11 protein-coding genes are annotated in these 14,882 nt (G+C 34.1%); 3 read left to right on the top strand and 8 right to left on the bottom strand.

Annotated elements, in window-relative coordinates; genetic code table 11:
• Positions 1-171: 171 nt before the first annotated feature.
• From Q5N74_RS03370 to tilS, 4 genes are all read right to left on the bottom strand, one after another.
• Complete coding sequence (locus tag Q5N74_RS03370) at positions 172-2,466, bottom strand: FdhF/YdeP family oxidoreductase (protein ID WP_304387297.1); 2,295 nt, start codon at positions 2,464-2,466, stop codon at positions 172-174.
• Between the two features lie 122 nt (positions 2,467-2,588).
• Complete coding sequence (locus tag Q5N74_RS03365) at positions 2,589-3,545, bottom strand: YheT family hydrolase (protein ID WP_304387296.1); 957 nt, start codon at positions 3,543-3,545, stop codon at positions 2,589-2,591.
• Between the two features lie 49 nt (positions 3,546-3,594).
• The gene (ade, locus tag Q5N74_RS03360) at positions 3,595-5,220 is read right to left on the bottom strand and encodes an adenine deaminase (protein ID WP_304387295.1); all 1,626 of its coding nucleotides are present in this window, start codon (positions 5,218-5,220) and stop codon (positions 3,595-3,597) included.
• 50 nt (positions 5,221-5,270) lie between these two features.
• A complete protein-coding gene (gene tilS, locus Q5N74_RS03355) occupies positions 5,271-6,584 on the bottom strand; it encodes a tRNA lysidine(34) synthetase TilS (RefSeq protein ID WP_304387294.1) in 1,314 nt (437 codons plus the stop codon).
• A 157-nt stretch (positions 6,585-6,741) separates the two neighbouring features.
• Between tilS and Q5N74_RS03350 the strand changes: the two genes are divergently transcribed.
• Positions 6,742-7,431 carry a hypothetical protein gene (locus Q5N74_RS03350; protein WP_304387293.1) on the top strand — a complete coding sequence of 230 codons (690 nt, stop codon included), beginning with the start codon at positions 6,742-6,744 and terminating at the stop codon, positions 7,429-7,431.
• Here Q5N74_RS03350 and pabB read toward each other — a convergent pair.
• Positions 7,428-8,720 carry an aminodeoxychorismate synthase component I gene (gene pabB, locus Q5N74_RS03345; RefSeq protein ID WP_304387292.1) on the bottom strand — a complete coding sequence of 431 codons (1,293 nt, stop codon included), beginning with the start codon at positions 8,718-8,720 and terminating at the stop codon, positions 7,428-7,430. The two genes, Q5N74_RS03350 and pabB, sit on opposite strands and share 4 nt — an antisense overlap.
• Positions 8,721-8,799: 79 nt before the next feature.
• Here pabB and Q5N74_RS03340 point away from each other — a divergent pair, with 79 nt between their 5' ends.
• Both Q5N74_RS03340 and Q5N74_RS03335 read left to right on the top strand, forming a co-directional pair.
• On the top strand, positions 8,800-9,687 hold the full coding sequence (locus Q5N74_RS03340) for an aldose 1-epimerase family protein (protein WP_304387290.1): 888 nt from the start codon (positions 8,800-8,802) through the stop codon (positions 9,685-9,687).
• 42 nt (positions 9,688-9,729) lie between these two features.
• Complete coding sequence (locus tag Q5N74_RS03335) at positions 9,730-11,079, top strand: DEAD/DEAH box helicase (RefSeq protein ID WP_304387289.1); 1,350 nt, start codon at positions 9,730-9,732, stop codon at positions 11,077-11,079.
• Positions 11,080-11,119: 40 nt separating this feature from the next.
• Here the strand turns inward: Q5N74_RS03335 and Q5N74_RS03330 are convergent, their stop codons facing one another.
• From Q5N74_RS03330 to Q5N74_RS03320, 3 genes are all read right to left on the bottom strand, one after another.
• A complete protein-coding gene (locus tag Q5N74_RS03330) occupies positions 11,120-11,503 on the bottom strand; it encodes a nuclear transport factor 2 family protein (protein WP_304387288.1) in 384 nt (127 codons plus the stop codon).
• 632 nt (positions 11,504-12,135) lie between these two features.
• On the bottom strand, positions 12,136-13,674 hold the full coding sequence (locus tag Q5N74_RS03325; protein ID WP_304387287.1) for a hypothetical protein: 1,539 nt from the start codon (positions 13,672-13,674) through the stop codon (positions 12,136-12,138).
• A 178-nt stretch (positions 13,675-13,852) separates the two neighbouring features.
• A complete protein-coding gene (locus tag Q5N74_RS03320; RefSeq protein WP_304387286.1) occupies positions 13,853-14,851 on the bottom strand; it encodes a hypothetical protein in 999 nt (332 codons plus the stop codon).
• Positions 14,852-14,882 lie beyond the last annotated feature (31 nt).

Genomic DNA, 14,882 nt, shown 5'->3' with positions numbered 1-14,882 from the left:
ATACAACTACGTAATTTAATTGCAAATCTAAGTATTTTTACTTACTACTAAGTATAGGTGTCCAATTAATTTTTAACTAACGCGTATTATTAGAGATTTCACAAATTGAAATGAGTAAAACTACGTATTATATAAAATATTGATGTTAGAATTAGGAAAGTTTGAATAATTCTAATCGGCTTCAACGGTAATAATCACACTTTTTGAAGCAGGAGTTTTCGCCGTATGCGCAAAACTATCTAGAGGCACCAGCACATTGGTTTCTGGAAAATACGTAGCACAACAGTTTCTAGGAATCTCATAACCGACTACTTTAAATTGATGCGCTTCACGAACCACACCTTTAAATTCTGATTTTAAATTCACCACTTGGTGTTCCTTCAAACCGCGACTAGCCATATCTTCTCGGTTCATAAAAATGATTCGGCGTTCGTCAAAAACACCCCGATATCTATCATTTAAACCATAAATGGTGGTATTGAATTGGTCGTGGCTACGTATCGTCATCATTACTAATTCTCCTGTTTTAAGCTTCCATTCCGGTAGTTTATTCACTGAAAAATTGGCTTTTCCTGTTTCGGTTTTGAATTGACGCACACGCGCACCATTTGGCAAGTAAAACCCAGAAGGTTGTTTCAGTTTTGTGTTAAAATCTTCAAAACCCTCTATAACCTCTTGAATATCATCACGCACCAAATTATAGTCATCTTTATATTGAAGCCAGTTAATTTTAGTCCGATCTTGTAAAGTCGCATGCGCCACCCCACAAACCACAGCAACCTCACTAATTAAAGCCTCTGAACAGGGTTCTAAAATGCCTTTGGTGGAAGACACAATACCCATAGAGTTTTCGACACTCTGTACTTGAACCCCCGATTTTTGATAATCTTTTTCTGAACGTCCCAAACATGGTAAAATCAAGGCTTCGTTTCCTGTAACTAAATGGGAGCGATTCATTTTTGTGCTTACATGTACCGTTAAACTACAATTAGCCAAAGCCTGAGCTGCATATGAGGTATCTGGAACTGCTGAAATAAAATTACCACCCATGCCAAAAAACACATGCGCCTTTTTCTGGTACATCGCTTTGATGGCATCTATAACAGAAAAACCATGTTTTGTGCTTGGTTTAAAGCCATATTTCGCTTCAATTTTATCTAAAAAGGCTTGTGGTGCAGATTCCCAAATGCCCACCGTTCTATCACCTTGCACGTTGGAATGACCACGAACCGGACAAGTACCTGCGCCTTCTTTTCCTATACTCCCTTTTAATAATAGCAAATTGACCAACTCCCGAATATTATCGACCGCATTTTCGTGTTGGGTTAAGCCCATCGCCCAACAAATAATGATTTTATTATTATTTAGGATTAAGTTGAAAACATCATCAAAAATAGCTTTTGTAACCCCTGAAGCTTCTAAACAAGTTTCGAAATGGTAGGTTTTTAAATCTGAAACAAACGTATCGTAACCATGTGTAAACTCCGCTATAAAATCTGTATCAAACACACCTCCGTATCGCTCTTCTTTTTCAAGTAATTTTATTAGTAATGCTTTTACAAAAGCCACATCGCCGTTTATAGTAATGGGTACAAAAACGTCTGCCATTTTGGTACCACCTGTAATAATTTTAAGAGGACTTTGCGGATTAACAAATTTCACCAATCCAGCTTCAGGTAAGGGGTTAATAGCGATAATTTTACCGCCATTCTTTTTACATTTCTCTAAGGCTGTTAGCATTCTGGGGTGGTTCGTTGCTGGGTTTTGCCCAATCACCATCACCACTTCGGCTTTATATAAATCATCTAAAGTCACCGAACCTTTACCAATACCTAAAGTTTCAGAAAGGGCGCTTCCACTCGCTTCATGACACATATTTGAGCAATCTGGCAAGTTCGATGTTCCAAACTCTCGTACAAATAACTGGTACAAAAAAGCAGCTTCATTTGTTGTTCTTCCCGAAGTATAAAACACCGCTTCATCCGGAGATTTTAATGCATTTAAATGGGTTCCTACTTTTTTAAAAGCATCATCCCAAGAAATCGGTTGGTAATGTGTGGCGCCTTCTGGTAAAAACATGGGCTCTGATAAACGTCCCGATTTTCCTATTTCAAAATCAGACCAACTAGCCAGTTCATCCACTGAATGTTTTGCAAAAAATTCAGCGCCAATGGTTTTATTTTGAGCCTCTTCCGCCATGGCTTTCATACCATTTTCGCAATATTCACCCAAGGCAGAGCGCTCATCGTCTGGATCTGGCCATGCACAACCAGGGCAGTCAAACCCGCCTTTTTGGTTTAGTTTTAATGAAATTTTTAAGGCATCCGCAGGATTCATGTATTTTACAGCATGACCAATAGCCGCTTTGATAGCTGGAATACCCACACTATTTTTAGGAGGTGTTTTCGTTTTTAAATTTGAAAAACTTTCGGGTATTTTGGCTTTATCTTGCGGGGATGAACTCATAATAAAATCTAAATTATAATTAAATATAGAGCTATTTCTGAAACCTTAAAAATGATTTCCTACCGAAGATTAAATACAACTTAAAATAATCTGTATTTCTAATTATTAGCCCTCACAGGGTTTTAAATACTTTTTATAAACTCCAAGGCCCGTTTTTCATTATAATACACATTCTTTTTATCAATAAAACCCACATGGCCACCAAATTGCGGCATTTCTAAGTATAAATACGGGTTTTGTTTTGCTTCTTTAACGGGGTAACATTCCGAAGATAAAAACGAATCGTTAAGGGCGTTAATTATAAGTGTTGGGGTTTTTATATTTGGTAAAAACTGCAAACTGCTGCATTGCTCATAATAATCTAAAGCATCTTTAAAACCGTGGGCTTTAGATGTGTACACCGTATCGAAATCCATAAGGGTTTTAATGGAATGAATCTCGTCTTCACTTAAAACATCTACGAATCGTTTTTGTTTAATTTTCAATTTATCAACCAAATGTTTTTTAAACCTTTGGTGGTATAAAATATTTTTAAATGTATGTAACTCTTTAGCAGAACCGTATAAATAGCAAGGGGCCGATATGGCAATTGCGGCTTTTACTTCCTGCGGAACAGACACGCCTTCACCCAGATATTTTAGAATGATATTAGCACCTAAACTGATGCCCTTCAAATATATTTCCGCATATTTTTTGTTGCCAATGGCATGATTAATAACGGCTTCCAAATCCTCAGTCGCTCCAGAATGGTAACTTCGGTACTTTAAATTATCTTCCCCACTGCAGCCTCTAAAATTTACACAAACGGCATCCACACCATAATCATTAAATAATTTTGCGGCTCCCGTTACGTAGGGACGTTGGGCATGCCCCTCCAATCCGTGCAGTAAAATGATAAGTTTATTGCTTTTTTCTTTTGAAAAACTCCAATCTAAATCCATGAAATCACCGTCGTTTAGGGTGATGCGTTCCCGTTCTTGCACTAACGCCACACGACGCACTAAGCCAGAATAGACCGTGGCAACAAAGCCTTGTTTAAAAAAGAAAGATGGTTTATAAGTAGATTCTAGTACAGGCATAATTTAGTGGACAGTCGCAGTCTCAGTTTTCAAATGATTATTACTTATATTAATTGTTAACCGTCAAAGAGGTGAATTTAAAATCCGTCCCATTAAACAATCCTTTGTCGCTTAATTTTAATGATGGAATTACCAACAGCGCCATAAAAGACAGCGTCATATAAGGTGCGTGCAAGCGGCTCCCCATTTTTTTTGCCATGGCATCGAGTTCGGCATACTGCCTTCCAACGGTTGCACCATCTTGATCGCTCATAATACCAGCAACAGGAAGTGGCACTATTTTTTCTTCAGAATTTGAAACTGCACAGACGCCACCTTTGTTTTCAATAAGTAAATTTACGGCTTTACAAATAGCGGCATCGGACACACCAACGGCAATAATATTATGTGAATCGTGACCAACAGATGATGCAATAGCGCCTTCTTTAAGGCCAAAATTTTTAATAAAAGCCATCGTTGGCTCTTGGTTTTTATACCGGTTAACCACTGTCATTTTTAAAATATCTTTATCGATATTCGACACTAAATTCCCATCAACAATTAAAGCATCTTCAATCAATTCATTGGTTACCAATTGACCTTCTAAAGCCTCAATAACTCTTATTTTTTCTGCTGAAGATTCTATTTTAAAATCAGAAACTTCTTTTCTATTGCAGTTGAAATTATTCAGATTTTCAAATGAAACAGGGGGAATCAAAGACATACCATTATCAAACACCAACGCACCATTTATGTAGGTTTGAAGGGCTTTAAAATCAACTAAATCTTCAACCACAATACAATCGGCAGTATTCCCAACTTGTAGTAAACCCACCTCTAAATTATAATGTTTCACAGGGTTGATGCATGCCATTTGCAGTACTTTAAACACGTCTACGCCCTTTGCAACAGCTCTGGCGCACAACTTGTTTATATGGTCCACCATTAAATCGTCTGGATGTTTATCATCACTACAAAACATCATATTTTCAAAATGTTCTGAAGCCAAACCTATTAAAGCTTCAAAATTTTTAGCGGCACTTCCTTCACGAATTAGGATTTTCATGCCCTTTTGTAATTTTTCTAAAGCTTCATCATAAGTAAAACATTCATGATCTGTATAAATTCCGGCACTAATATATTTACTAACGTCCTTTCCTCGTAAACCAGGTGCATGCCCATCTACCGGTTTATTATAATGTTTAGCCCAAGCTATTTTTTTCATCACTTCGGCATCATCAAACAACACACCAGGGTAATTCATCATTTCTGCCAAATACTTGATATCTGGATTTTCTAGAAGTGTTTTTATAGCATCAGAATCTATAACCGCACCAGCCGATTCAAACATGGTTGCAGGCACACAAGAAGGTGCTCCAAAATTAAATTTAAAGGGCACTTTTTTGCCATTTTCAATCATAAATTCAACACCTTCAACACCTAAAACATTCGCTATTTCATGCGGATCTGAAACGGTAGAAACCGTGCCATGCATCACCGCCAAACGTGCAAATTCACTAGGCACCAACATGGAACTTTCTATGTGAATGTGCGCATCTACAAACCCCGGAAGGATGTAAGTTTCACTTGCGTGTTGTTTTTCTTCAATAGAAAAAATAAATCCATTCTTAATAGTGATTTCCCCTTTAAAAATGCGTTTGTTTTTTATATCGACAATGTTTCCTTGTAATTTCAAATTATGCTTTTTAGTTAATAAGACACTTCGACCTCACTTGGTGTGACCAATTATTTCAATTCAATTTTTAATATCTGCTTTGTACCCTCGGTAACTCGAAACCGGTTATCGGCTCGCATACCAACCACCCAAACAATAGCATCCTGAGAACACAACACATAGGTTTGTTCTTTTTCTAAAAGCGATTGTTTTTCATCTTTCAAATACTTGCTCACTTTTTTCTTTTTCCCCTGCATGCCTATGGGATAAAACACATCGCCTTCCTCCCATTTCCTCATGGTTAAGGGAAAAGTTACGGCTAATGAGTCTATATAAATGGTGTTTTTTGTTGTTTCCGAAATAGCAGCCGCTTCATCAAAAAACAAGCTTCCTAAAGGTGTTTTCATTTGATTATCAGTTTCTGAAATCGTGATTTCGGCATGCTCCTCTTCATCTATTTCACTCAACAATAAATACGCTCTGTCTTTTACCAAACGCCACTTTTTAGAAAAAATCTGTTTCCCAGATTGGGCATCCAACAGGTTAGTCACATCGTCCCATTCGGTAAAACCATACCCATTTAAAAACCGGTACAAATATGCTTTGGGATTGTGAAATTTTTGTATTTCAGAAATATCTAATTTAAAACCTGTGGGTGTTAATTTAATGATACCATTTTTAATTAAATCTTCAATTCTATCATCAACAATATCTGAAGAACCCTGTAAATGACTCATGGTATTTTGAAAACTATTCAATAAACTCGGGTTGATTTCCTTTAAAATAGGAATCACATCGTGTCTTAACTTATTGCGCAGGTATTTGGTTGTTTTGTTTCCGCTATCTTCAACCCATGCAATTTTGTTTTCTTTGGCATATGCTTCTATAATCTCTCTTGAAAAAGGCAATAACGGACGAACAAAAACACCATTCACTTCCGGAATTCCCGTTAAACCCTCTAAACCTGTACCTCTGGTAAAATTTATTAAAAACGTTTCCAAATTATCATCGGCATGGTGTGCTGTTAAAACATAGTCGAAATGAAGTTGTTCTGCCAAGGCTTCAAACCAATTATAACGCAACTCTCGCGCCGCCATTTGTATGGAGCGTTTGTTAGTTTCTGCATAGTCTTTGGTGTCAAAACTTTCTACAAAAACCTCTAAATCTAAATCTTCTGCTAATTGTAGCACAAAATCCTCGTCCCCATCACTTTCCTTACCGCGTAAATTAAAATTACAATGTGCTAAAGCGATATTTAATCCCAATTTATGGCACAAATAAGTTAAAACCACACTGTCTACACCGCCAGAAATAGCAATGAGTAGCTTACTGCTTTTTAAAAATGAAAGCTTGGAGTCTATATGGTTTTGAAAGCTGTTTATCATAGCTCAAAGTTAAGGTTTATTTTAATCTCGCAAAGAAGCAAGAGCACAAAGTTTGGCCCTTTACACATTTATAATACCTAAACTAAAAACTGAATTTCTACGTCGTATATTCTTTAGAATTTCGTAAATTTAGGAATACATAATTAATACAGGCGTTATGAGTACACTAGAAAAACTAAATGAAAAAGCCACTCAAACTGCTTTTAACAAAAAGGTAGTTTCTGCTTCACAACAATTACATGCTTATGTTAAACACAGACTTTACATTGCAGAGTCTACGGGTATTATTCCTAAAAAAATGTATGCATCAAACGGTATTATAGATGAAAGCATTGCTAAATTTTATGAAAACGGTTACGATATTGATGTGGATACAAACACCTTAAAGTTAAAATTTTTTAAAATAGTTGACGCGGATTTGGAATTGATATTCAAGAAAGAAGCATTCCATAAAAAGACCATAAGTACCCATTCTATTTTAGAAGAAGAACTCGATGCTTTAGAAGAAAAATACACCATTGATGATGGTTTCGATTATATAATGAATGAAGATTTAGATGATATTTCGTATCAGCAAAATGGCCATTTCAAGCATTTATTTTTATATGATGATAATAACAATTCTGTTTTAAAAGCTTTTGAAGCTACTACAACCTCAAATAAATCCAACGAACTTATAGGAAATATTTATAGCCGACTCCCTTTAAACGTGTCGAATATTATTGACTTGTATGTTTTTGGAAAATTAAAAGTTGAAGATATTTCAAGCATTAAAACTATTGAAATTAAACGCATTAACCGTATTATTGAAACCGTTAAAAAAACCTTTGACACGAATTTAGATTAGTCTTCTAAAACTTGGCGCATCGCTTTAGCCTTGACTAAACACTCTTCATATTCTTTTAAAGGGTCGCTTTTCGATGTGATAGCACCACCAACTGAATAAGACACATATTGCTTGGTTTCATTATATAAAATACTGCGAATTACCACATTAAAATCGAAATCGCCCGTTGGCGAAAAATACCCAACAGCTCCAGAATAGAGTCCACGCTTTGTTTCCTCCAAATCTTCCATAATTTTCATGGCTGATATTTTTGGAGCCCCCGTCATACTTCCCATTGGGAAGGTACTTTTTATAACATCTACCGCATGTGTTGTTGGTTCTATTCTAGATTTTACCGTAGAAATCATTTGATGTACTTGATCGAAGGTGTAAATTTTACATAATTCTTCTACTTCTACACTGCCTTTTATGGCGGTTTTAGATAAATCGTTACGTACCAAATCTACAATCATAATATTCTCACTACGCTCCTTTTCATTCGCTAACAACGCTTCTTTTAACTGCGCATCTTCTTCTATATTCTGCGACCGTTTCGCTGTCCCTTTTATAGGTTGTGAAATGATGGTATCTCCTTGTTTCTTCAAATAACGCTCTGGTGATGCCGATAATAAATACTTATCCTGAATTTTTAAAAAGCTCGCAAATGGCGGATTTGAAATGGTATTCAGTTTAGTATAAGTCTCTAAAGGGTTTATTTGTGTGTTTTCAGCATAAAACTCTTGACAAAAATTAGCTTCATAAATATCACCACGGTGAATGTGAGCCAACATTGTGTTTATTTTTTCAAAGTATTGGTCTTTTGGGATGCGGAGTTTAATTTTGATTTCATTTGGCAGATTGCCATGATGATCTTCTTCAACATTACGGATGGCCTCCAAATCAGGCTCCAATTCATCATCAACCATATTTAAATAACGCATCTCCACTTGATTTCCTTTAAAAAAGAATATTTTTTTAGGTTGAAAAAAGTATAAATCGGGAAATTCTAAGCCATCACCATTTTTTGATTTTAAATCTTCGACAGCATTCTTCAAATCGTAGGTTAAATAACCAAAAATCCAATCGTTTACAAGTGTTTGATATTCTTTTAATTTACCAAAAGCATCTAGGTAATCCGTTTGAATACAGGTAAAAGCATCAACTGCCAAAACCGCATCGTAATTGGAATAATTTTGTTCATAATTATTAGAATCTAACCATACAACATCATCAAACTGTTGCGCCCAATGCAACAATTGTTGTTTAAACAATACTATGTTTTTAACCGTATGTGTATAATTTGTTCTCAATTCTAAAATTTAAGCTGTAAAGTTAGTTAGATTCCTTAAAAAATTACAAGTTTTGTACTTTAGTTTAAATTTCAATTAGATGGTTACATTAGAAAACAAGCAACTTAGAATAGCAGTTAAAAAAATTGGTGCTGAATTATGCCAAATTACCTCGGTAAAAAATAACACCGAATTTATGTGGGATGCCAACCCCAACGTGTGGGCTGGTTTTGCCCCTAACCTATTCCCAATTATTGGCGCTTTAAAAAATGATACCTATATTTTTGAAGATAAAGCATACAAACTTCCCAAACATGGTATGGTTAGAAATAATGCCGCCGTTGCTTTACACGAACAAACAGCTGATAGTATCACCTTTAAATTAATTTACAGTGAAGATACTTTAGAAGTATATCCTTTTAAATTTGAGCTCTACATAAGCTACACACTACTTAATAATAGCATTGAAGTGCGCCATACGGTTAAGAATGTAGATGATAAACCTCTATATTTCTCGGTTGGTGGACACCCAGCTTTTAAATGCCCCGTGTTTGAAAATGAAGCTTACGAAGATTATGTTTTAGAATTTGAACAGGTGGAGACGTCTAAAACCCATCTTATAAATATGGCTAACGGGTTAATTTCCGCAGGTACCAAGGCTGTTTTTAATAATTCAGACACCTTGCCACTAACACACGATTTATTTAACGAAGATGCGCTAATTTTTAAAGATTTAAAGTCCAAGAAAGTAGCTCTAAAAAGTAAAACACATGGAGAAATACTCTCTGTTTCATATAAAGATTTCTCTTATTTAGGTATTTGGGCAAAACCAACCGGCGACTATGTTTGTATAGAGCCTTGGCTTGGAATTGCCGATAGCGATACCACCAATCAAGACTTTAAAACTAAAGAAGGTATTTTAAAACTAAGTGCTGGTAACAGCTTTAAAGCTAGCTATACGATTGAAATACATAACAGTTTGGTTTAATATTGAATAATAAACGTAACTTTGCCAGCTAAATAGCACACCGTGACTTTCGAAGATTTAAATTTAAACACCCCTTTATACAACGCCTTAAACGATTTAGGCTTTACGACCCCAACACCTATACAAGCTGAGGCTTTTAATGTGGTTTGTTCTGGTACCGACATTGTTGGTATTGCACAAACAGGTACTGGTAAAACCTATGGGTATATGTTGCCAATTTTAAAACAATTAAAATTTTCAACACAAGAAAACCCACGTGTTTTGGTTTTAGTACCAACACGAGAACTCGTTGTACAGGTGGTTAATGATATTGAAAACCTAACCAAATACATGAATACCCGTGTTTTAGGTGTTTATGGTGGTACCAACATCAATACGCAAAAGCACGCCATTGCGCAAGGTATTGATATCTTGGTTGCAACACCAGGTAGAATGTACGATTTGGCGTTAAGCCGCGTGCTACAATTAAAATCCATTCAAAAATTGGTGATTGATGAAGTTGATGTGATGCTCGATTTAGGGTTTAGACACCAACTTATTAATATTTTCGATTTACTGCCAGAGAAGCGCCAAAACATCATGTTTTCGGCAACTATGACCGAAGATGTCGATGTGTTAATTAACGACTTCTTTAAGACGCCAGAACGTGTTTCTATAGCTGTTTCGGGTACACCACTTGAAAATATTAGACAATCGCGTTATAATGTTGCCAATTTTAACACTAAAGTTAATTTATTAAAGCACCTATTACGAGATACGGAATCATTTAATAAGGTTTTAATTTTTGTGTCTTACAAAAAAATGGCCGACCTGTTATTTGAAAATTTAGACGAGTTGTTTCATGATGAATTATGCGTAATTCACTCCAACAAAACACAAAATTACCGTTTGCGTAGTATCGAGCAATTTAGAAATGGTGATAACCGTGTTTTGGTAGCTACCGATGTCATGGCGCGTGGTTTGGATATTGATAACGTGAGTCATGTTATTAATTTTGATACTCCAGATTACCCAGAAAACTACATGCACCGTATTGGTAGAACAGGTAGAGCAGAACGTGAAGGAACGGCTATTTTACTTTCTACGGAAACCGAACAGGAATCGGTTAGTAATATTGAAACTTTAATGAACATGTCTATTCAATTAGTAGAACTTCCTGAAGAAGTTGAAGTATCTACAGAACTTATTGAAGAAGAACGTCCAAAAATAAGGGAACATTATAACCCAATAAAACGTACAGATGAACATGCACCTGGTCCTGCATTTCACGATAAATCGGAAAAAAACTCCAAAGAAAATTTAGGTGGTTCTTATAAATTTAAAATCGCGGCTAAATACAAAAAGCCAAAAACACGCGGTGATAAAAACTATAACAAACGAAATAAGAAGTAATTACAACTTTTAATAATTTATTAGGAACGTTGTTCGTTTACTAGATTTGATTTGATAATTGGCCTACCAACTCGCGAGTAATAACGGTATCGTAAATTATCTTTAGTTTATTGATTTTATTATGAATATCAAATTCAATAATATCAACAACATCAAACTCTACTTTTTTATTGTTTTTTAAAGTCCATATATAAGTGAAATATAAAGCTAAATGATTAGAATCGTCGTCTTCAAAAATTCCTAAAAGACGAAGTTCAGAATTTGTAGTATCCCTGCTCAAATCGTTATAAAACGCATTTGCTGTTTTAACTCCGTACAGTGGCGAGTGAACAACTCCGTTTTCATTAAACAAATCAATTATTTTTTTGACATCTCCTCTTTCTAAGTGATCTATATAGCGCTTAGCAATTATTTTTCTAGTCATTATATTCTTTTAAACTACTGAAATATAATCAATTCAATTTACTTATAACGTAGCTTTTAAGACTCATAAAAAGTAGCTATCAAATTTCACTGTATTTATTAGTCCCAAACCATTCAAAAAATAATCCCCTTTCAAACAAATGAAAAGGGATTATAAACCTGTAGAGAGTTTTTCCTATTACAGAATAATTAACCAACCAAATTTACCCTAACTTAAAGTCAATTCCGTATTTATACTTCACTCTCTACATTATCTTTAATGGCATAACTCTTTTAAGAAGTGTATATATACTATTCCATAGGAGTTAGCAATCTTTATTAAAAACAAAAAAGGAGCCCAAAGAAGGCTCCTTTTTAAATCCCTAAAACTTTTTTGTCAATAACGACTTTTGCTTTTTTGGTAAAACTACTAAGTGTAAAGCTTTATAATTTAACCAAATTCCAACCATTTAAAAACAAAAGTCTGAAGGTTACTGATAAATCAGTCATTTAATTAATAGCAATACAAATATTGCGAATTCTTCTTAATTGTAGGCGTATTTCTACTACGCATTCACTACGCACACCTCAAATTTGTTATTTTTATATTTTTTTTCCTACTTTAATTATAAATAAATAGAAAAATCGTATGATTTATGCGATTTCAACATCTTTAAAAGTTTCTTTAAGATGGTCTACCAAAGAGGTTTCCTTAGTATTTAATTTAATTTTCTTGGAGATTCTGTATCGTTTGCTTTCTAATGCTCTTACAGAGCTATTTAAAAACAAGGCAATTTCTTTACTTTTAAAATCCATAAATAAATAATAGCATATAATTAATTCTGAATCATTTAGTTGAGGGTATTTTGGTTGTAAATGATTGAAAAAATCAACATTAAGATCATTAACCAACTCTAAATGGTTTTCACTTTTATCTAAAAGCGTGGATGAATTATGCAACAAGTTTTTGTATAAATCTTTTATTTTATCGCGCTGAACAGGAGCTTCACGTTCCATGGTGATTTCTTTAACTTCCTTTTTTAAATTAAAGATATATTCTTCTAAGCCAAGAACCTTACCCGTAAGTTTTTCATTGTTTGCTTTTAAATAAGCTAAATTATTAACCTTATTAAGAGTGTTGTTTAATTTATATTGATGCCTTTTGTAATAAAACAGATAACAAACACTTAAAAGCCCTAACAAACCAAATAAAAGAACCGCCAAAAGTCCGTTTCTAAATTTCTTATCACTTTCTTGATCTAATTGATTCTCTGCTTGAACCAAATTATTACTTAAATTAAAACTGGCTTCAAGGTTTTTATTAAACATTTTCTGCTCAAATAAAGCCAAAGAATCCAAATACGTTTTGGCCGCTTCAATTTTACCGGTAAACCTGTAAACGTCTGCCCTTAGATTGAAATATTTTCTAGCCAAATCGTCACTCATATAACTTCGAAAATTAGCTGCTTTATCTAAATGTAGTGCTACGGAATCCAACCTATCATGCTCTAAATAATAGGCTGCTAACTCTAAATTAATATCTGCTTTAAAAGAAGAAAAATTATAAGTTACTATAGTTGGGTTACTTTTTAAACTTTCAAATTCTTTTAAATAGACATATGCCTTTTTTAAATTACCTAATTCAACATAATTTAAAGTAAGCATATAGGTCGCAAACATGTAAAAATAAGCATCTTCTTTAATCGCTTTATAAGAGGCTAAATGCTTTAATAATAATTCATTACTTTTCTTATAATTCCTATTAGAAAACTCAACATAAGCATACATTTGCTTCACTTCTACAAGACCGTGGGCATTTTTATCTAACTCATAATAGGCTTTTGCCTTATTTAAATACCTATAGGCTATCGTATCTCTTTTTGCGAAAAAGAGGTTTACAAAGAGTTCTAAACTAGCATCCCCGGCCACCTCATAATTTTTCTCTTCTTCAGCATATTTTACAGCTAAAACATTACTTTGATATAACTGGGCATACTCGCTCTCTTCATCAAATATCAATGCTTGAATGGCGTAATAATCGGCAAGACGTCCTTTAATTTTTTTTTCAATAGGTTGAGGAATAGAATCTAAGAAGGCTTTGGCTATACTGGGGTAATCATTAATATAATAATCGGCAGAGTCTACAAAGCGAATGTAATTTTCTCTCTTTCTGTTTTGGGCATCACATGTCATATTATATACGATGAAGCATATAAGAAAGAATCCTTTAATGTTAATATGGTTGGAGAATATAAACAAAAGTTAGTCTTTTAAAGATTGGTTTAATTTAATGAAATTTTCTGTAGAAAACTAATATGGCATTTGATTTTAAAGGGAATCACATGGCACTAAATGAAACTTAAGCCTTGGTTTATGGGGTGTTTTCATCGCTAAAAACTTCATATGTTAAATCTATTTTAAGTCTATGTTGACTTCCTATAACATCTTCCAATTTATAAGCTACCTTTAAATCAAAAGCATTCATTTCAGAAACATAATTTCCAGAATTTGTTCGGTATTGATTGCCCTTTACAGGATTATCTTCATAAGACCCTGGATACACATCTGCAAACACTTCAAACGGATAAAACTCTTTGTTATATTCAAAATCTTCATCAAAACCAATCATAATTCGTGAAAACGGAGTCTTGTTATCGTCAAATTTGGTTACAAAATGAGTTTCAAATTTAATGGGTCGCACAAACCGAATATGATCATAATCTAAATTATAATCAAGAGCAATGTCTTTCAATTTATAATTTTTCTTTGTTAAAACACCTGAATAATAATCTTTATAAGCTTCTTCAGTAATGAAATCAAAGTCATAAGACACGGTAATTACCTCTTTTTTCAAACTAGCTAAAGGAATGATCGTAAATGTATTCACGTCACTCCATATACTATATTTAATAGGATAATCATTATCTGTTGTTCTTATTCTATACGCAACATACACGGTATCTGTAATAATACCATTATAATGACTCAAAAAAAAGTAATGACTAAATTGATTGCCATAGCCTGCCGAAAAATTATTATTCAAGGCATGAAACTTCTCATAATCAAGACAATCATAAGGCGTATCTAGTTCTATAATTTGAAGTTGACTATTCCATAGACCTTCTGGTAAATCCCATTTAATTTCTATGACTTCGTCTGAATAAAACTGGGCATTTACGGTTTCTGGGGCAGTAATAACTGGTTTTTCATATTTAGAAAAGTACCGTAAACTATCGGGAGTAGGCATCACGTTCTCACAAGGATCTGTGGAAACTGATTTTGGACTATCTGAATCACTTTCACATGAAAACAGCGTTAATCCAAAATATAATACACCAATAAGGTATAATTTAATAACTTTTAACGTCATAGTTTAAAACAAAAAATAAAAGCTAAAATAG

This window comes from Mariniflexile sp. AS56, from assembly GCF_030552475.1.
Classification (GTDB): domain Bacteria; phylum Bacteroidota; class Bacteroidia; order Flavobacteriales; family Flavobacteriaceae; genus Mariniflexile.
This window is presented reverse-complemented; position numbering and strand designations above follow the sequence as displayed.

Bases quoted from the DNA above. Each gene is read 5' to 3' on its own strand.
- Q5N74_RS03325 (WP_304387287.1), bottom strand. From the start codon at position 13,674: ATGACATGTGATGCCCAAAACAGAAAGAGAGAAAATTACATTCGCTTT.
- Q5N74_RS03340 (WP_304387290.1), top strand. From the start codon at position 8,800: ATGGTTACATTAGAAAACAAGCAACTTAGAATAGCAGTTAAAAAAATT.
- Q5N74_RS03365 (WP_304387296.1), bottom strand. From the start codon at position 3,545: ATGCCTGTACTAGAATCTACTTATAAACCATCTTTCTTTTTTAAACAA.
- Q5N74_RS03370 (WP_304387297.1), bottom strand. From the start codon at position 2,466: ATGAGTTCATCCCCGCAAGATAAAGCCAAAATACCCGAAAGTTTTTCA.
- Q5N74_RS03350 (WP_304387293.1), top strand. From the start codon at position 6,742: ATGAGTACACTAGAAAAACTAAATGAAAAAGCCACTCAAACTGCTTTT.
- tilS (WP_304387294.1), bottom strand. From the start codon at position 6,584: ATGATAAACAGCTTTCAAAACCATATAGACTCCAAGCTTTCATTTTTA.
- Q5N74_RS03320 (WP_304387286.1), bottom strand. From the start codon at position 14,851: ATGACGTTAAAAGTTATTAAATTATACCTTATTGGTGTATTATATTTT.
- Q5N74_RS03330 (WP_304387288.1), bottom strand. From the start codon at position 11,503: ATGACTAGAAAAATAATTGCTAAGCGCTATATAGATCACTTAGAAAGA.